Here is a 16,658-nt window from a genome sequence, read left to right on the forward strand (position 1 = left end):
CTTCCCCGTAGACCGCCCGGTGCAGGCCCTGCACCCGGAACCACCTGACCGCAGGAACCCGACCCCAGAAAGCTTGGATCATGAGCCAACCTGAGCGCGACGTGAAACAGCCCATTGGCGCCTCTGCCGGAGCCTCCTTCGATGTCCACGGGATCGTGGGCATCGACGTGGAGGCGGGCACACCAGGGGAACCGCAACTGCGGGATATGCTCGCCCCGTTCCTGGGGAATTCCACCGCGCCGCGGCGGATCACCATCGGCGCCAAGATATCGCCGGTTTCCAGCCAGTCGCACGCGGAGGATGCCTACCGGTTCACCGGGGAGTCCCTCTATATTCCGGCGGACCGCGTCCAGATCATCGAAACAAAGGACGGGTACCGGATCGAAGGCGCCGGTGAGCTCCTGACCTCTGTGATTCCACTGCTGGACCGGCTGTGTGTCCAGGAGGAGACGGCAATGATCCATGCTGCCGTGGTGGACTTCCGCGGCTCCGGGGTTCTCCTGCCGGCCTGGGGAGGTGTTGGAAAGACCAGTACGGTGGCGAAGCTGGTGGCCATGCCCGATGTGCGGTTCATGGCCGACGACTGGGCCTTCATGGGCGCCGGCGGAATGCTCATGGGCTACGCCAAACCGATGTTCATCAAACCCCACCACCGCGCCATCTACCCGGACATGTTCCGGGGAACCCGCAAGCCCCTGGCCCCCGGATGGCTGACGACTCCTGTCGCCCATCTGGCCACGGCGGTCCATCCGGTCATTGTCCGCTATCCGAAAACAGCCGCATTCACCCGGCGCTGGTCCCCCGAACACCGCATGGTGCAGCCGGAGCATGTTTTCGGGGCGCAACGGATCTCGTCCGCGGCGCCGGCACAGCTGGCCATCTTCCTCGAGCGCTTCGACGGCGCGGACGCGCGGCTGGAAGCACGCAGCGCCGAGTGGATGACGTCCCGGGTCGTCGGCAACTTCCATTCGGAACTGCCCATGGTCTCGCGGCGCCTTGTCGAGGCCCTCGGCGCCACCAGCCTCGTCCCGCTGGAGGAGCATTTTGGCCAGAAGGCGGCCGTGGTGCGCCGGGCCCTGGAGGACGTTCCCTGCTGGCTGCTGCGGCTTCCCGCCGCTTGGTCAGCGGACCAGGCCTCTGACTTCATCGCGAATCTGGTTCGTTCAAAACTGGATGAGTGAGGCGAGGCCACGTGAGCGATCTGAAGGTGTCGGTTGTTGTTCCGGCGCGCAATGCCGCAGCCTGGCTGGGCGAGTGCCTGGAGTCGATCCGCAGCCAACACCCGTACGAGATGATCGTGGTGGATGGCTGCTCGACGGATGACACTGTCGAAATCGCCCGCGACTGCGGGGCGACTGTCATCTCCGATGAAGGACGCGGCCTGCCTGCCGCACGGATGCTCGGCGCCCGCATTGCCACCGGCGACGTTGTCGCCCTGATCGACGCCGACGTCGTCCTTCCGCCGAAGAGCCTGTCCCGGCTGCTGACCGAATTCGAGGCCGGCGGCTACGACGGCCTGCAATTCGGGCTGGCCAGCGAAGCCGACGGCCCCGGCTATTGGGGGGCTGCGCTGGCCTGGCACCACAACCACAGCCGGGTGCGCAAGTGGTTTGGCGTCAGCGCCACGCTGATGCGCCGCGACGTGCTGCTCGACGTTGGGTTCGACGACGACTTCCGCTCCGGGGAGGATGTGGAGCTGAGAATCCGGCTGGAGCAGGGCGGGTTCAAGCTCGGCGTCTCCGACTCCGTGGTGGTCAGGCACCGGTTCGACGACACGTTCGACTACGCCCGCGACCAATGGCTCCAGGACGGGGCCGGGACGGCTCGGACTGTCCGCAAGCACACGGGCCGCGCCGGCTGGCTCGTGATACTGCCACTGCTGGCCACCGTGCGGGGGGTTGGCATGTCCCTGGTCCGGGCACCCCGCTTCCTGCCGTACTGGGTGGGCTTCCTGCTCTACAACTACCGCGCCATGGCCGGCGAGCTCCTGCGGCCGGCCCACAAACCGATCTCGGTCGGCGGGAACGCGGCCTGGCTGGCCGCCGCGAGGATTGCCCCCATGGTGACGGGCTTCCTGTTCTGGGCACTCGCGGCCCTCGTGCTCCCGCCGGAGCAAATTGGTCTGGGGTCCGCGGTGGTCGCAGCCGCGCTCCTGACCGTGCAGCTGGGGATGCTCGGCGTCGGGCCTGCCACGCTGACGCTGCTGCCCGCGGAAACTGACGGCGGCCGGCGCCTCATCGCCACCGGCCTGCTTACCGTGGCGACGTGCTCCCTGCTGGGCGCTGGCCTGCTGGTTGCCGTCACCTCCTGGCTCGGCACAGGCGTGGGCGAGGCCTGGGGGGACCCCCTGGTCACCATTCTTTTCCTGGCCACGGCACTGCTGGCCGCCAGCGCCTACCAACTCGACCACGTGGGCGTAGCCCAGGAACGGGCCGACCGCACGCTGGTCAGGAGCCTCGCACAGTCCCTCGTCCAGCTCCTCTTCCTGGCCGCCGCGCTGGCTGTCGGGCTCCGTGACCTGGCGGTGATTGTGGGCGCCGTTGCCGCCGGCGCCCTGGCCAGTGTCCTCGTAGGGCTGCGCCAGCTCGCACGGGCCCACGTGTCCCCCGACTGGAAGCACGGCTTCCGGCCTCGGCCGGCCCTCAATCTCCTGAAGCCAGGGCTTCCCAACCACGCCCTCACGCTCGCCGACCGCGCGCCCGGCTACCTGCTCCCGCTCATCGTTGCAGCTACCCTGGGCCCGGCGTCGACTGCCGCCTGGTATGTGGTCTGGATGATGGCCTCGGCAGTGTTCTTCGTGCCGCAGTCCGCCGGGTTTACCCTGCAAACGGCCCTCGCGGGTTCACGGGGGCGGCCGGGCCTCCTCGCCTCCGCGTTACGGGCCAGCTTTATGCTGACTCTCGTGGCCGGGCTGATACTGCTGCTGGCCGGCCCCCTGCTTCTGGGCTTCCTCGGACCGGATTACGCGTCCGCGTGGGTCCTCATTCCTGTACTCGTCCCGGCACTCCTCCTGAGTTGCGTGACCCAGGTCTACTACGGGCTGTGCCGGGCCCAAGGGCGGCTTTTCGAATCCACGATAGTCGCCACTCTGGCCGCCATCCTGGTCGTGGCACCCGCCGCGGCAGTGGCGCAGCAATATGGCCTCACCGGGGTCTCAGTCCTATGGGCCGTTGCCCAAGCGGCTGCTTGCCTGATGGCCACCTGGCGCCTGATCACCCTGACCCGGATGAAGCCCGCCTCCACCGCAGGCGAGATTCCTTCAGCGGCGCGCCACCAGCCGACCTGAATCGAGAAATGATGACACACGAAACGGCAACAAGCCTCCCTGTGGGCACCACCCACCGGCATGAGGCGCATGCGCACGTCGGCGGTGCTAAGCCGCCCACCCACCGCAACCTCGGACTGACGCCGTCGTGGCACATCGGTGCCCTGGCCGCGGCAGCCGCGGCCGCGCTCACCCTCGGCGTGTGGAGCATGAACCAGGTCAATCCTTTTCAGATCGGCGGGGCCGGGCTGATTGATGCCCTCCCGCCGGCCTATTTCGTTGCGCTCGCGCTCAGCCTCGCCGGATTTGTTGCGTCGCTGAGCCTCCGCCGTCTGGTTCCGGCGCTTCTCACCTGGCAGCTCCTGGTCACAGTGGTTCTCCTCGACGGTGCTGACCCCATCATTCATGGCCTGCCCCGGCTCGAGGCCAGCTTCCGGCATCTGGGCATTGCGGACACCATTAGCCAATCGGGCCAGCTGGATCCGACCCTGGACGCCTACTTCAACTGGCCAGGATTCTTCAACGTGCTGGGAATGCTCTCCGGGGCGACGGGCGCCAAGGATCTTTTCGGGATCGCAACTTGGGCGCCGGTGGGCATCAACATCCTCCTGCTCGCACCACTGCTGGCCCTGGCCCGGCGGTTGACGGCAAATCCGCGCCAGGCCTGGGCGGCTGTCTGGATCTTTTACGTGGCCAGCTGGATTGGACAGGACTACCTGTCACCACAGGCCTATTCGTTCCTCCTCCTGCTCACACTGATTGCCTGCCTGCTCAGCGTCTTCGGCGGTTGGGCCTGGCCCACGGAGCGCACCCGCTTCTCCCGGTGGCTTGCCCGCAGTGTCAGCAAACTGGACAGCTCGGTCCCGCGGTATGGCGCCGCGGAACCGCACCGGGCTGACACGGCGATTCTCGTGGTGGTCTGCGCACTGATCCTGCTTGCCATGACGGCTTCACACCAGCTCAGCCCCTTCGCCGCGATCCCCATCCTGGCCGCGCTCCTGCTGACCGGACGTCTCCGGCTGCGCTTCTTGCCGGTCCTGGCCGTGGTCCTGCCCGTCGGCTGGCTGCTCTTTGCGGCTTCCACATTCGTGGAGGGACATTTCGGCCAGCTGCTCGGCTCGCTCGGTGACATCGGTGCGAACAGCCTCGGCGCGCTGGGCAGCAGGGTTTCAGGCAGCGACGCCCACATGTTCGTGGTCTATACGCGCATGGCCGAGGTTGCGCTGGTCTGGGTGCTCGCCGTTGCCGGCGCCATAGTGGGCTACCGGCGGAAGGCACCGTGGCTGGCGGCCGCGGCCGCGGCGCTGGCGCCGCTGGTCCTGATTCCCCTCCAGCCCTATGGCGGTGAACTGCTTCTGCGCCTGTATCTCTTCAGCCTTCCGTTCGCCGTCTGCCTGGCGGTGCTGCCACTGATGTCAGACAGTGCCGCGGGGCTGAGCCTGCGCCGGGCCCTTGCGCTGCTGCTGATGGGCGCGGTGCTCGCTACAGCCACTGTCGTCTCCCGTTACGGAAATGACGGCATGGAAAGCTTCAACGACGACGAAATCGCCTTAGTGAACCACCTCTATGCGACTGCGCCCACCGGTTCGGTCCTCATTGAGGCAGTTCGCAACACCCCGTGGAGATACCAGCACTACGCGGACTACGACTACCGGGCGCTCGTTGCTGCCGAGCCCATTCCCAACGCCGCGCCGCTCAGCTGTGACGCGGCCAACCAGATCGCCCACAAAGCGGGCGCGTACCTCATCGTTACCGAAAGCCAGCAGGAGGCAGCCGAACTTCGCGGTTCGACTCCCACCGGCGACCTTCAACGTTTTACCGCCACATGCGCCACGAGTCCGGGCTGGACAAAGGTTTTTGAAAACGCAGGCGGCGTGATTTTTCACATCGAAGGAGTTAGCAATGGCAACTGAACGCAGCTACGTGAGCTATGCGACGGCAGCCGTCGCCGTAGCAGCCATACCGCTCTCGTTTGTCGGCCCCGAGGGCCTGCGCCTGGCGGTGATAGGCCTGCTGATGCTGGCCGGGCCTGGAACGGCGCTGGTGCTGCTCCTCCGCTTCGACCCCCCGCGCTCAGCCCAGGCAACTGGCGCGCTTCCCCTCAGCATCGCCATCGCAATCGCCTTCAGCCTCGCGATGTCCACCCTCGTGGCGACGGCGATGATCTACGCACGTCTCTGGTCACCGCCGGCGGCTGTATGCCTCCTGTCGGCCCTGACCCTCGTATTCCTGGGCATTGAGCTCAAGCGGCCAAAGCGTGCCCTGGTGCGTGCGAAATGATCATCTTCCTGACGGGACTGGCCACCATGACGGCCCTCGTGAGCTGCGATGTGCTTCGCGTGTTGCAGCCGGACAAGGCACTCCCGCGCGCCGTGGTGATCACCACGGCAGCCCTGCTGGCCATAGTCGGCGTCGCGGTGGTCATGCAATTGGTGCATCTGGCGCAGCTGGCATGACAGAAACCGTCCGCCCGGTGCCGCGGTACCGGGCGGACACCAACAAGTCGAACCAATCACGGAAAGTATTTTCAATGAGAAAACTTAGAACACTCAGCATGGTTGGGACGCTCGGAATGCTCGTAGCCGGTTCCCTCGTCTTCGGTTCCGCCCCGGCAGCTACGGCCGCGACGGACCCAGTCTGCGGTACCATCCCGACAAATTCCTATCCGGGCACCGCTGTAGTCGCCACCAGTTTCGAGAAGGGCGGGTTTTGCACCCTCGTCCCCAAGGTGTCCGGCTCCGGCACCGCAACGATATCCAGCTCACGGCCGCATACCGGGACGCAGGCAGCCAAGCTGCACGTGACCACCGATTCCGGCTCGCTCGCAAACCTCTCCTCGCCGACGTTTTCCTCGGGGACCAAGACCTCGTACGCAGACGGCTGGTTCAATATCACTGTTGCCGGCGTTTCCGGCAATGACGTCCCGTACTTCCGGTTCTTCTCCGGATCCACCCGTGTCGCGGACATCTACCGTTACAACAGCAACGGGCAGTTGTGGCTCCGGGTCACGTCACCGAGTGGCACCTTTGTCTACACGAAGCTGATCTCCAGCAGCATCTCCCTGAGCGCCTGGCACCATGTGTCCATGCGGGTGACCGCGAACGGCAGCAAGTCAACAATCCAGGTGTGGTTCGACGGCGTGCAGAAGTACAGCAGCACGAGCGTCAGCATGCTCGGCAGCACCTTGAGCAAGGTTCAGCTCGGGGCGGAGCACAACCGGCAAAAGGGCGACGAATACATCGATGACGTGATCATCAAACGCTCCTAGCCCCCTCAGATGGTCCGCGGGCGGCCCAGCCTCATTCAGGCGCTTTGGCCGCCCGCACGAAATCCCCGATCTTGGCCAAGTCCTTGATGCCGCGCGCCGACTCGACGCCGGAGGACACATCGACACCCCACGCCCCGGCCTCCGCCGCTGCCCGGGCGACGTTGGCGGGATCGAGACCGCCGGCGAGCAGCCACTTGCGTCCGGTCAGGGCCTTGGCCCGGACCGAGCCGTAGTCCCAGGCCTCGCCTGAGCCTGGCACGGCGGCGTCGATCAGGAGCAAATCCTCGTCCCAGTCGCTGAAGGCCTCCGCGGCGGCGGCCATGGTGACGGCCCTGATGAGTTTCATCCCGGCGTCGTGCACTGTCCGGACGTCGGCGGGTGAGCGGTCCCCGTGGAGCTGGACCCAGACCAGGCCCGCCTCACGGGCGACGGCGACGGCGTCGGCGGCCGGTTCGTGCCGGAACACCCCCACCGCGGGCACCCCGTCCGGGACGTGGGCGAGGAGGTTCCTGACCTGTTCCGGCGTGACCTTCCGGGGGCTGCGGGTCAGGACGAAGCCGACGGCGTCCGCGCCGGCGCCCGCCGCGACGCGGACCGCGTCCGGGGTGCTCAGGCCGCACACTTTGACAAACATTCGGGCTCCTTCTGGGCGCTTCCTGCCTCCGACGTTAGCAAGGCCGGGCCCCCGCCGCCGACTTTGCGTCGGCACTAGCGTGCGCAGCCCCCGCCGGCGCCTCGGGCCGATAGGCTGAGGCCATGGAGATCATCCGCTATGCCGAGCTCAAAGCCCACCCCTGGCGCAACGGCGGCGGGGTGACGCGCGAAGTGGCGCGCCATCCAAGGACCCCGTCCCTGCGGACCGCCCCGCAAGATACAGGGCAGGACAACGCCTGGGACTGGCGCGTCAGCATTGCCGAAGTCTCCAAGGCGGGCCCCTTCTCCGCGTACGCCGGGATGGACCGTGTACTGACAGTGATTGACGGCGACTTGCTGCTGCTGAGCGTGGACGGGGCCGAACATCCGCTGGAGAAGTACCGGCCGTTCCGGTTCTCCGGCGACGCGGACTCGGCGGGGGCACTGCCCACCGGCGACATCCGGGATCTGAACGTCATCACCCGCAACGGCGCCTTCAAGGGCTACACCTCGATCGTCGAGCTGTCCAAGAAGCGTGCCCATCCGGTGTTCGCAGGCCAACTCGGCATCCTCCTGCAGGGGCAGGGAACCGTCAGCCCCGGGACTGCAGGCGGCACTCCCACCGGGCCGGCCGCCGTCGCCCCCGAGCCGGAGCGACTCGAACTGAACCGTTACGACGCCGTCCTCGGCGCCGATACCGCGACACCGGAAATCGTGGGCCGCGGATTCCTGGCTGTCATCTCGATCGATCCTGCGGAACCCGGCACCGTATAGCGCTGTCCGCCTACACCCGGGCGCCGCCGACACGCACCGAGTCCCCGGACAGCCGCTGCGCGAGCCAGATCGGGACGATCGAGACCACGATCAGCACGACCGCCACGACATTGACCACGGGAGCCTGGTTCGGACGGAAGAGGTTCTGCAGGATCCAGATCGGCAGCGTGGTCTCGCCGGCCCCGATCGTAAACGTGGTAACGATGATCTCGTCGAAGCTCAGCGCGAAGGCCAGCAGGCCGCCGGCCAGCAGGGCGGAGCGGAGCTGCGGGAAGGTCACCAAGCCAAATGTGGTGAAAACACCGGCGCCGAGGTCGGCGGAGGCTTCCTCGAGGCCGGCGCTGGTGCGGCGGAGCCGAGCAATGGCGTTATTGAACACCGTCACCATGCAGAACGTGGCGTGGGCGATCACCACCGTCCACAGGCTCAGCGGGACGCCCAGGATCGTGGTGAACATGTTGTTCAGCGCGATGCCCGTGACAACCCCGGGCAACGCGATGGGCAGGATGACCAGGAGGTTGATGACGTCACGGCCGAAGAACTCATAGCGCTGCAATGAGATCGCCAGCAGCGTCCCCAGCACCAGCGAAATGATGGTCGATACGACTGCCACCCACAGGGAGGACACGACGGCCTCCCTGACGCCGGGCGAGTCAAAGGCCTTGCCCCACCATTCCAGCGTGAAGCCCTTGGGCGGCCAGCCGAAAGTCCGGTCTGCGTTGAACGAGTTCACCACCACCAGCAGCAGCGGTGTGTAGATGAACAAAAACACCAGCGCCGTGACAATGCCCAGGACCACCTTGGCGCTACGGGAAAGTCTCATGATGCTCCTCGCACTACAGGCTGTTCAGGGCGCCGGTGCGGCGGACGACGAAAAGGTAGAACATGATGATGGCGATCGGCACCAGCGATACCGCGGCGGCGAACGGCAGATTGTTGGCCGCTCCGACGTTGGCGTAAATCACGGTGCCCAGCATCTGGGTGGTCCCGCCGACGATCTGCGCAGTGATGTAGTCGCCCAGCGACAGGGAGAACGTGAAGATCGTGCCCGCGATGATGGAGGGGACCAGCAGCGGAAGCATGACCAGGCGCATGGTGGTGAGCGGCTTCGCGCCCAGGTCCCCGGAGGCCTCCAGCAGGGAGTCGGGCACCCGGTCAAAGCCCGCGTAGATCGGCAGGATCATGTACGGCAGCCAGATGTAGGACAGGGTCAGGATGACGGCGGTTTCGCCGTAGCCCGGCGAGGACAGGCCGATCGGGGTCCCCAGCCACTCCAGCAGCCCACCCTCGGACAGGACATTCCGCCAGGCGTAGGCCTTGACCAGGTAGCTTGCCCACAGCGGCATCAGCACGGCCACAACGAGCAGTTTCTCCCAGCGGGCGGGAGCGACCTTGGCGATGAAGAACGCGATGGGCAGTGCCAGGATCATGTCAATCACGGTGACCGCCACGGCGATCCACAATGTCCGCAGGGTGATCCGCTGATACACCGGATCGGTCAGGACCGTGACGATGTTTTCCGTGGTCCAGACCGTGGACACCTCCCCGGTGAAGGTATCCACGGTCCAGAACGCGGTGATGAGCAGTGCCGCCAAAGCGGCGATGTACACCAGCACCAGCCAGCCCGCCGGGGCGGTGAGCAGGGCCGCCAGCCTCAGCCGGGGCGAGCGGTGCAGCAACGCCGAAAAGGCGTTGGTTTTCGCCCGTGGCACGGCCCCGGCATCACCGGGCGCCCCGGGCGGCAGCTGTTGCGTATGAAGTGCCATCTCGCCTTAATCTCTGCCGGCCCCCGGGGCCGGCTCGTTCGTAAGGGTTTGGTGCGGCAGAGCCGGAATCAACCCTTGATTTCCGTCCAGGCCTTGGTCCATTCCGAATAGTCGGTGCACTTGACGTCCTTGCGGCCATCGAGGCACTCGGCCACCGGTGTGGTCCAGAACCAGATCCTGTCGGCGTAGGCCGCATCACCTGAATGGTACGTCTGGCAGTGGTTGGGATCCTTGGTCAGCTCGCAGGCTTTCGCGTTGGCCGGCGATTCGCCAAAGTACTCCGCCACCTGGGCGTTCGGCTTGGGGCTGGCGATGTAGTCGAGCCACTTGTAGGCGCAGTTCGGGTTCTTGGTCTTGGAGCCGATCATCCAGGTGTCCGACCAGCCGGTGGCGCCCTCGTCCGGGACCAGGGTTGCGACCTTGGCGCCGTCTGCCGTCGCGATGTTGGCCCCCACCTGCCAGGTGGTGCCAACCACGGTGCTCCCGGACGTAAACGCCTGGACCTCCTTGACGACGTCGCTCCAGTACTCGCCGATGTGCGTGCGCTGCTGCTTGAGCAGGTCGACGGCCGCGGCCAGCTGGTCCTTGTCGAGGGCATAGGGGTTCTTGATGCCGAGGTCCGGCTTATGGGCCATGAGGTACATGGCGGCATCGGCGATGTAGATGGGCGAGTCGTAGGCCGTGACCTTGCCGGTGTTCTTGGCGGCGTCGTCAAACACAGCGCTCCAGGAGGCGGGCGCCGGGGCGACCTTGTCCGTGGAGTACATCAGCAGGTTGGCGCCCCAGCCGTGGGGCATTCCGTAGTTGACGCCGTTGACGGTGTTCCAGGCTTTGTCCTTCAGGAACGGGTAGATGTCCGGGTAGTTCTTCAGCAGGCTCATGTTGACCGGTTGCACGTCCTGGCCGGCGATCAGGCGCAGCGACGCATCCCCGGAGGCCGAGATAACGTCGTACTGTCCCGTGCGCATGAGCGTCACGGCCTCGTCCGAGGTGCCGAACGGCTTGAAGCTGACCTTGCACTGGGTTTCCTGTTCGAACGGATGCACCCAGTCGACGGCCGGGTCGTTGCTGCCATCCTCGACGTAGCCGGGCCATCCGAGGATGGACACCTGGCCTTCACCGGTGCCGATCTCGGTTTTGACCGGCTGCGCCGACTGTGCAGAACCCGATCCGCCGCTGGTTCCGCAGGCCGACAGCGCGAGCGCTGCGGCCGCGACCACCCCGACTACGAGGGAGGCCTTAGTTCTTGGTGCCATGATCCGTACCTTTCGCTGTGGAGAAAACTCTGGACTGGAACGCTGCGCCGCGGCACGGACGGCAACCCCGCCCGGCATGGCCCGGCGTCAGGTAGTGCCGGGGACCGGAAGCCAAACGACGGCGTCGTCGTCCCAGCTGACCGTGACGGGCCCGTTCACCAGATCGGTGTCGCTGCCGGGCAGCTTTTCCGGAACGAGCGCGACGACGGCGGGTCCGCCGTCGAGCTGCACCCGCACCTGGGTGGCGTGCCCGACGTAAACGAACGACGTCACTGTCCCGGGCCGGGAGGTGGTGCCGGAACGGCGCTCCGGTTCGCCGGCCCAGGCGACGCGCAGCCGCTCGGGACGGATGCACAGCGGCTCCGGCCGGCCATAGATCGTCTGGGCCTGGCCGGCGTCGAATATGTTGGAGGTGCCGACGAAGTTGGCCACGAAGATGCCGCCCGGGCGCTCGTAGATTTCGTGCGCGGTGCCGATCTGTTCGATGCCGCCGTTGTTGAACACGCCGATCCTGTCGCTCATGGTCAGGGCCTCCTCCTGGTCGTGGGTGACGAAGATGAAGGTGATACCCAGCGAGCGCTGCAGTTCCTTGAGTTCGACCTGCATCTGCTGCCGGAGCTTGAGGTCCAGGGCACCGAGCGGCTCGTCCAGGAGGAGGACCTTGGGCTCGACCACCAGTGCCCGGGCCAGGGCAACGCGCTGCCGCTGGCCGCCGGAGAGCTGGGCGGGTTTGCGGCCGAGGAACTTCCCGAGCTGGACGCGGTCCAAGGCTTCCCTGGCCCGCTCCCGCCGCTGTTTCCCGGGCATGCCGCGCACCCGCAGCCCATAGGCGACGTTGTCCACGAGGGACATGTGCGGGAACAGCGCGTAGTCCTGAAATACGGTGTTGACGTCCCGCTGGAAGGGCGCCATGGCCGTGACGTCCTTGCCCTCGAGTTCGATACTCCCGGACGTCGGCAGCTCGAAGCCGGCGATCAGGCGCAGGACCGTCGTCTTGCCGGAGCCGGACGGGCCAAGCATGGAGAAGAATTCCCCGTGGCGGATGTCCAGGTCCACGCCATTTACCGCGACGGTGTCCCCGAAGACCTTGGTGAGCTTACGCAGACGGATCGCCGGAACCTCTTCCTTTCCGGTCGAGGTGCCGGCGGCCAGTGTTTCGGTCATGGGGTGCGCCTTACTCCGTTGCCGGATCGTCCACAGGAACCACGCAACCGAATGTGATCCAGTCCACACTGGGCTGCTGGGCCAAATGCTATTACTCCATAGGTTTTGTGTATAGACCCTCCGGCAAAGCCCGGATTAGGATGTCATCAGCCCGGGCGACGCGCGGCGGCACCGCGGAAGCCGCAGGGATGCACGGCCGGTGCGGGGCGGATACCGCCGGAGGGAAGGGAGGCCCGAATGGTGTTGTCGCCCACGGGCGCCTCCCGGAGCCTGGCGGCGGTGTTCACGCCGATCAAATCACGCGGGCTTGTGGATGAAGTGTGCGGCCGGATCGAACAGGCCGTGGAGACCGGGCTGCTCACCAGCGGCCAGCGGCTGCCGAACGAAACCGAGCTGGCCGCGGCCCTCGGAGTGTCCGCGGTAACGGCACGGGAGGCCCTCTCCCAGCTGCGTGCCTCGGGAATCATCCGGACCGCGCGCGGCCGCAGCGGCGGAAGCTTCATCGCCGACGACGTGCTGCCCTCCCGGGAACGGGCCCTGGCGCAACTGCATGAGCTGAGCCGGCTGCAGATCAGGGACCTCGCGCTGCATTACCAGGCGATCGCCGCGGCCTGCGCGGGCGTGGCGGCCCGCCGCTCCGACGCCGCCGACATCGCCACGCTGCGCTCATTCATCCCCGCAGCCGACGATGACTCCCTGAGCTGGCGTCTGGCCCTCTCGGAGTTCCTGCTGGAAGTCGCGGCCATTGCCCGCTCGGCCCGGCTTGCCCGGGAGCTCATCCGGCTGCAGGCAGATCTCGGCACCCTCACGCTGCTGCCCTGCGCCGACACCGGCTACCGCGGACGCACCGCCGTGATCCTCGGGGACGTGGCGGCCGCCATCGAGACCCACGACCCCGGGGCCGCCGAAACGGGGGTCAAGGCCCTCATCTCCGCCACCACCGACTGGCTGCTGACCGAGCAGGCCAAGAGCTTTTGACCGCACCCGCATCCCGGAGCCACGATCGTGGCCATCTTTGACCGCAAATGTCCGGCACCTTCGAGCTAAGGCAGCACCGATGTCCGAAACCACCTCCACCGCAGGCCCCACCGCAGCGTCCATGGCAGCGCCGGCCGAACCCGGCGCTGTTGAGAAGGCGGCCCAGCTGGCCGCAGCCGAACTCGACGCCACCATCGCCGGCATCGAGCACTGCCTGACGGAGTGGGCCGCTGACACCGGGGCCGGCCTGGCCGCCATGTCCGGCAAAGTCACCGGCACGGCCGTGGACAAGCTCATCCGTCCGGTGGTCGAGGAACTGGTGCAGCTGCCCGGCGGCTACGCGGCCGGAGCGGGGTTCATCGCCAACGCCGGGTTGCTCGGGCCCGGGCGCAGCTACATCGCCTGGTGGCAGGGCCCGGATCTGGAGCACGTCGACGCGCTGGCCAACTTCAGTCCCAACTCCATCAGCCGCTACGTCAAGGCCGAGTGGTTCCGGATCCCCGTGGAAACAGGACGGGCCCACGTCACCGGGCCCTACGTGGATTTCCTCTGCACCGACGAGTACGTCCTGACCTTCACGCACCCGGTGTTTACCCGCCCGGACGGCCCGGTCGCGGGAATCGTGGGCATCGACGTGACAGTTCAGCGCCTGGAACGCGGAGCCATGGCGGCGCTGCGGCGGATCGGCGGCCGGGCCACCCTGGCCAATGCCGACGGCCGGGCCATCGTGTCGGCGGCATACGATATCGACGCCGGCGACCTTACCGCGCCGAACGAGCCGTGCGCGCAGTACCCCGTGGGGCGCACGTTCACTCTTTGCAGCGACGCCGTCGGGCTCTGATGCCGATTTGCTAGACTTGGAGGCCAAGGCCCCTCTTCCAGGCCTCCGGACGACGGTTCAGTACCCGGCACGCGACAAGACTGGCCACAGGAGCTGTCATGTCGTGGCTAATACTCATTCTTTCCGGGGCGCTGGAGGCCGTTTGGGCCGCCGCCCTGCACCGGACCGCCCAGGCCAGGGGCCGCCGCCGGCTGGTCCCGGCCCTCGTTTTCCTCGTTTCCGTCCTCGCCAGCACCGGCGGGCTCGCCGTCGCCATGCAGTCCATCCCTACCGGAACGGCCTACGCCGTGTGGGTGGGGGTCGGCGTCGTCCTGACGTCCGGCTACGCGATAGCCGCCAAGGTTGAGCGCCCGACGGCGGCACGGATCCTGCTTCTTGGCGGGATTGCCGCGAGCGTCGCCGGCCTGAAGCTGGTGGCGTGACCATGATGAAACCAGCTGCAATGTCATGGGTGATTCTGCTCGCTTCCGCTGTGCTGGAGGCGGTCTGGGCCACGGCACTGGGCCTGTCCGACGGGTTCTCCCGCCCGTTGCCGACCCTCGTGTTCGCCGTGACGGCCACCCTCAGCATGGTGGGGCTCGGCTTGGCCGTGAAGCGCATTCCGCTCGGCACCGCCTACGCCATCTGGGTGGGGATCGGCGCTGCACTGACGGTCGGCTGGGCGATGGCCACCGGCGTCGAACCGGCCAGTCCGCTCAAGCTGCTGTTCATCGCCGGAATCGTCGGATGCGCGGCGGGCCTGAAGCTCCTCCCGCCAACGGCGGACTCAGAGGAACCGGCACAAGGCGCTGTCCGGCCGGCCTCCCCTGCGGAAATTCCCCACGTTTAGGGCAGTACGACGGCGTGTCCCCTGCGGCGCGCCGTCGTGCCGGCCGCGCAACGGTCAAAGGTGGGGAGAATCGTCTGCCCGGCCGATAACAGGGCCGGAATAGCTGCCGGAATAGCCGCGCGCATCCTGGGGTTCTTGGCAGGGACGGAAGTCCTACGGAACTATTCAGTGCGCGAATGGAGACCAAGATGACGGCAGCAACAGTCCGGCTCGGCGACGGCCTGATGGTCAGCCCCCTGGGGTTCGGCGGTATGGCCCTGACCCCTGTCTACGGCGAGGTGGACCCGGCCGAGGCCCTGCGGACCCTGCATCACGCGGTGGACGCCGGCGTCAGCTTCATCGACACGGCGGACATTTACGGCGGCGGCAGCAACGAGGAGCTGATCGCGCGGCTGCTCAAGGAACGCCGCGGCGAAGTCCAGCTGGCCACCAAGTTCGGCCTCGTGGGCACACCGTCGGCCGGCTACACGGACATCCGCGGCGACGCCGCCTACGTGCGGCAGGCCGTGGACCGCAGCCTGCAACGGCTGGGCACCGACACCATTGACCTGTACTACCTGCACCGCCGTGACCTCCGCGTTCCGATAGTGGAAACCGTGGAGGCCATGGCGGGGCTGGTACAGGCCGGCAAGGTGCGGCATCTGGGCCTGTCAGAGGTGACGGCCGAGGAGCTGCGCGAGGCCAGCCGCATCCACCCGATCGCCGCGGTCCAGAGCGAATGGTCCATCTGGAGCCGCGACGTGGAACGCAACGTGGTGCCTGCCGCCGCCGAACTCGGGGTGGGATTTGTGCCGTATTCGCCGCTGGGCCGGGGATTCCTCACCGGCACCGTGGACGCCTCGACGCTGGGCAGCAACGACTTCCGCCGCAACATCCCGCGTTTCGCGGCGGACGCTGCCAGCGCCAACCAGGGCGTGGTGGCGGCCGTGCAGGCTGTCGCTGCGGAACTGAGCGTTGCCGGGCAGGCTGCAACTCCTGCCCAGGTGGCGCTGGCCTGGCTGCTTGCGCGGGGCCGCCAGCTGGGACTGCCCGTGGTCCCCATTCCCGGCACCCGCAAGGCGGACCGGATCGACGAAAACCTTGGCGCCCTGGCCCTCGACTTCACCGCAGCGCAACTGAGGACGCTCGAGTCCGCCGCGGACGCCGTCGTCGGTTCCCGCGCCGCGGACCCCAACTGGGTGTCCCAGGGCCGTGAATAGCGGCTCCGTAGACTGATGCCCATGGACTCGCTCATTCACTCTTTACGTGACATCACCATCCGCCGGATTTCGGTCGGCGAGATGGACAACAATGTTTACCTGCTCACGGCCAAGGCCTCCGGCGCGCAGCTCCTGATCGATGCGGCCGATGATCTGGCCGCCATCCAGGGGCTGCTCGCGGACGCCGCCGCGGATACTTCCGCGACGCCGAAGCTGGCGCTGGTTGCCACCACCCACCAGCACTGGGACCATGTCCGGGCGCTGCCGGGCCTGGTGGAAGCCACCGGCGTAAAAACGGCGGCCGGGACAGAGGATGCCCCGGAGCTGCCGGTGCCGGTGGATGTACTGCTGGATCACGGGGACGTCGGCAACTTCGACGGCTTCGACGTGACGGCTGTACATCTGCGCGGCCACACACCGGGTTCGATCGCCCTTGTGTACCAGGACCCCGAAGGCCCGGCCCACATCTTTTCCGGCGACTCGCTGTTCCCCGGCGGGGTAGGCAACACACAGAAGGATCCGGCGCGCTTTGCCCAGCTGATCACCGATGTGAGCGAGCGGCTGTTCGATGTGTATCCGGATGACACCGTGGTGCACCCTGGACACGGCCAGCCCACCACCCTCGGCGCGGAACGGCCCCACCTGGAAGAGTGGCGCGCCCGCGGCTGGTAGCTTCAGCTTTTCG

Annotated in this window: 18 protein-coding genes and 1 riboswitch; of the genes, 13 read left to right on the top strand and 5 right to left on the bottom strand. The window is 67.1% G+C overall.

Going from position 1 to position 16,658, the window contains the following annotated elements; translation table 11 throughout:
- Positions 1-80 precede the first annotated feature (80 nt).
- The 6 genes from AC1DN2_RS07260 (at position 81) to AC1DN2_RS07285 (ending at position 6,533) form a co-directional block, all read left to right on the top strand.
- Entirely contained in the window at positions 81-1,181 is a 1,101-nt protein-coding gene (locus AC1DN2_RS07260) for a hypothetical protein (protein WP_223917141.1), read from the top strand.
- A gap of 11 nt (positions 1,182-1,192) precedes the next feature.
- Complete coding sequence (locus AC1DN2_RS07265; RefSeq protein ID WP_476849789.1) at positions 1,193-3,286, top strand: glycosyltransferase; 2,094 nt, start codon at positions 1,193-1,195, stop codon at positions 3,284-3,286.
- A gap of 8 nt (positions 3,287-3,294) precedes the next feature.
- Entirely contained in the window at positions 3,295-5,178 is a 1,884-nt protein-coding gene (locus AC1DN2_RS07270) for a hypothetical protein (RefSeq protein WP_476849790.1), read from the top strand.
- Positions 5,168-5,545 carry a hypothetical protein gene (locus AC1DN2_RS07275; protein WP_243180632.1) on the top strand — a complete coding sequence of 126 codons (378 nt, stop codon included), beginning with the start codon at positions 5,168-5,170 and terminating at the stop codon, positions 5,543-5,545. Before AC1DN2_RS07270 ends, AC1DN2_RS07275 begins: the two co-directional genes overlap by 11 nt.
- A complete protein-coding gene (locus AC1DN2_RS07280) occupies positions 5,542-5,721 on the top strand; it encodes a hypothetical protein (RefSeq protein ID WP_026538140.1) in 180 nt (59 codons plus the stop codon). Before AC1DN2_RS07275 ends, AC1DN2_RS07280 begins: the two co-directional genes overlap by 4 nt.
- 98 nt (positions 5,722-5,819) lie before the next feature.
- Positions 5,820-6,533, top strand: a complete 714-nt coding sequence (locus AC1DN2_RS07285; protein WP_476849791.1) for a hypothetical protein — start codon at positions 5,820-5,822, stop codon at positions 6,531-6,533.
- 31 nt (positions 6,534-6,564) lie between these two features.
- Here AC1DN2_RS07285 and AC1DN2_RS07290 read toward each other — a convergent pair whose 3' ends face one another.
- Entirely contained in the window at positions 6,565-7,167 is a 603-nt protein-coding gene (locus AC1DN2_RS07290; RefSeq protein ID WP_476849792.1) for a phosphoribosylanthranilate isomerase, read from the bottom strand.
- Positions 7,168-7,289: 122 nt separating this feature from the next.
- Here AC1DN2_RS07290 and AC1DN2_RS07295 point away from each other — a divergent pair, with 122 nt between their 5' ends.
- Complete coding sequence (locus AC1DN2_RS07295; RefSeq protein ID WP_476849793.1) at positions 7,290-7,940, top strand: HutD/Ves family protein; 651 nt, start codon at positions 7,290-7,292, stop codon at positions 7,938-7,940.
- 10 nt (positions 7,941-7,950) lie between these two features.
- Here AC1DN2_RS07295 and AC1DN2_RS07300 read toward each other — a convergent pair whose 3' ends face one another.
- From AC1DN2_RS07300 to AC1DN2_RS07315, 4 genes are all read right to left on the bottom strand, one after another.
- Positions 7,951-8,763: an ABC transporter permease gene (locus AC1DN2_RS07300; protein ID WP_476849794.1), complete on the bottom strand. Its 813-nt coding sequence runs from the start codon at positions 8,761-8,763 to the stop codon at positions 7,951-7,953.
- Between the two features lie 13 nt (positions 8,764-8,776).
- On the bottom strand, positions 8,777-9,706 hold the full coding sequence (locus tag AC1DN2_RS07305) for an ABC transporter permease (protein WP_223917155.1): 930 nt from the start codon (positions 9,704-9,706) through the stop codon (positions 8,777-8,779).
- A gap of 68 nt (positions 9,707-9,774) precedes the next feature.
- Entirely contained in the window at positions 9,775-10,962 is a 1,188-nt protein-coding gene (locus AC1DN2_RS07310; RefSeq protein ID WP_230009677.1) for an ABC transporter substrate-binding protein, read from the bottom strand.
- Positions 10,963-11,049: 87 nt separating this feature from the next.
- Positions 11,050-12,126: an ABC transporter ATP-binding protein gene (locus tag AC1DN2_RS07315; RefSeq protein WP_223917157.1), complete on the bottom strand. Its 1,077-nt coding sequence runs from the start codon at positions 12,124-12,126 to the stop codon at positions 11,050-11,052.
- A gap of 237 nt (positions 12,127-12,363) precedes the next feature.
- Here AC1DN2_RS07315 and AC1DN2_RS07320 point away from each other — a divergent pair, with 237 nt between their 5' ends.
- The 6 genes from AC1DN2_RS07320 to AC1DN2_RS07345 all read left to right on the top strand — a co-directional run bounded on the left by AC1DN2_RS07320 (position 12,364) and on the right by AC1DN2_RS07345 (position 16,645).
- On the top strand, positions 12,364-13,104 hold the full coding sequence (locus AC1DN2_RS07320; RefSeq protein ID WP_476849795.1) for a FadR/GntR family transcriptional regulator: 741 nt from the start codon (positions 12,364-12,366) through the stop codon (positions 13,102-13,104).
- Positions 13,105-13,183: 79 nt separating this feature from the next.
- Positions 13,184-13,945, top strand: a complete 762-nt coding sequence (locus AC1DN2_RS07325) for a cache domain-containing protein (RefSeq protein WP_476849796.1) — start codon at positions 13,184-13,186, stop codon at positions 13,943-13,945.
- A 22-nt stretch (positions 13,946-13,967) separates the two neighbouring features.
- A riboswitch (guanidine-III (ykkC-III) riboswitch) is annotated at positions 13,968-14,034 on the top strand.
- Positions 14,035-14,043: 9 nt separating this feature from the next.
- Positions 14,044-14,367: a DMT family transporter gene (locus AC1DN2_RS07330; RefSeq protein ID WP_028275448.1), complete on the top strand. Its 324-nt coding sequence runs from the start codon at positions 14,044-14,046 to the stop codon at positions 14,365-14,367.
- A gap of 20 nt (positions 14,368-14,387) precedes the next feature.
- Entirely contained in the window at positions 14,388-14,774 is a 387-nt protein-coding gene (locus tag AC1DN2_RS07335; RefSeq protein WP_476849797.1) for a DMT family transporter, read from the top strand.
- Between the two features lie 188 nt (positions 14,775-14,962).
- Positions 14,963-15,973 (top strand): aldo/keto reductase, encoded by a 1,011-nt coding sequence (locus tag AC1DN2_RS07340; RefSeq protein WP_476849798.1) that lies wholly within the window; start codon positions 14,963-14,965, stop codon positions 15,971-15,973.
- Between the two features lie 21 nt (positions 15,974-15,994).
- Positions 15,995-16,645, top strand: a complete 651-nt coding sequence (locus AC1DN2_RS07345; RefSeq protein WP_018774115.1) for an MBL fold metallo-hydrolase — start codon at positions 15,995-15,997, stop codon at positions 16,643-16,645.
- Positions 16,646-16,658 lie beyond the last annotated feature (13 nt).

The organism is Arthrobacter sp. 01L42, assembly GCF_056400005.1.

What these genes read in the sequence shown, in the direction of transcription:
- AC1DN2_RS07260 (WP_223917141.1), top strand. Translation starts at nt 81, where the DNA reads ATGAGCCAACCTGAGCGCGACGTGAAACAGCCCATTGGCGCCTCTGCC.
- AC1DN2_RS07270 (WP_476849790.1), top strand. Translation starts at nt 3,295, where the DNA reads ATGATGACACACGAAACGGCAACAAGCCTCCCTGTGGGCACCACCCAC.
- AC1DN2_RS07275 (WP_243180632.1), top strand. Translation starts at nt 5,168, where the DNA reads ATGGCAACTGAACGCAGCTACGTGAGCTATGCGACGGCAGCCGTCGCC.
- AC1DN2_RS07280 (WP_026538140.1), top strand. Translation starts at nt 5,542, where the DNA reads ATGATCATCTTCCTGACGGGACTGGCCACCATGACGGCCCTCGTGAGC.
- AC1DN2_RS07285 (WP_476849791.1), top strand. Translation starts at nt 5,820, where the DNA reads ATGGTTGGGACGCTCGGAATGCTCGTAGCCGGTTCCCTCGTCTTCGGT.
- AC1DN2_RS07290 (WP_476849792.1), bottom strand. Translation starts at nt 7,167, where the DNA reads ATGTTTGTCAAAGTGTGCGGCCTGAGCACCCCGGACGCGGTCCGCGTC.
- AC1DN2_RS07295 (WP_476849793.1), top strand. Translation starts at nt 7,290, where the DNA reads ATGGAGATCATCCGCTATGCCGAGCTCAAAGCCCACCCCTGGCGCAAC.
- AC1DN2_RS07300 (WP_476849794.1), bottom strand. Translation starts at nt 8,763, where the DNA reads ATGAGACTTTCCCGTAGCGCCAAGGTGGTCCTGGGCATTGTCACGGCG.
- AC1DN2_RS07305 (WP_223917155.1), bottom strand. Translation starts at nt 9,706, where the DNA reads ATGGCACTTCATACGCAACAGCTGCCGCCCGGGGCGCCCGGTGATGCC.
- AC1DN2_RS07310 (WP_230009677.1), bottom strand. Translation starts at nt 10,962, where the DNA reads ATGGCACCAAGAACTAAGGCCTCCCTCGTAGTCGGGGTGGTCGCGGCC.
- AC1DN2_RS07315 (WP_223917157.1), bottom strand. Translation starts at nt 12,126, where the DNA reads ATGACCGAAACACTGGCCGCCGGCACCTCGACCGGAAAGGAAGAGGTT.
- AC1DN2_RS07320 (WP_476849795.1), top strand. Translation starts at nt 12,364, where the DNA reads ATGGTGTTGTCGCCCACGGGCGCCTCCCGGAGCCTGGCGGCGGTGTTC.
- AC1DN2_RS07325 (WP_476849796.1), top strand. Translation starts at nt 13,184, where the DNA reads ATGTCCGAAACCACCTCCACCGCAGGCCCCACCGCAGCGTCCATGGCA.
- AC1DN2_RS07330 (WP_028275448.1), top strand. Translation starts at nt 14,044, where the DNA reads ATGTCGTGGCTAATACTCATTCTTTCCGGGGCGCTGGAGGCCGTTTGG.
- AC1DN2_RS07335 (WP_476849797.1), top strand. Translation starts at nt 14,388, where the DNA reads ATGTCATGGGTGATTCTGCTCGCTTCCGCTGTGCTGGAGGCGGTCTGG.
- AC1DN2_RS07340 (WP_476849798.1), top strand. Translation starts at nt 14,963, where the DNA reads ATGACGGCAGCAACAGTCCGGCTCGGCGACGGCCTGATGGTCAGCCCC.
- AC1DN2_RS07345 (WP_018774115.1), top strand. Translation starts at nt 15,995, where the DNA reads ATGGACTCGCTCATTCACTCTTTACGTGACATCACCATCCGCCGGATT.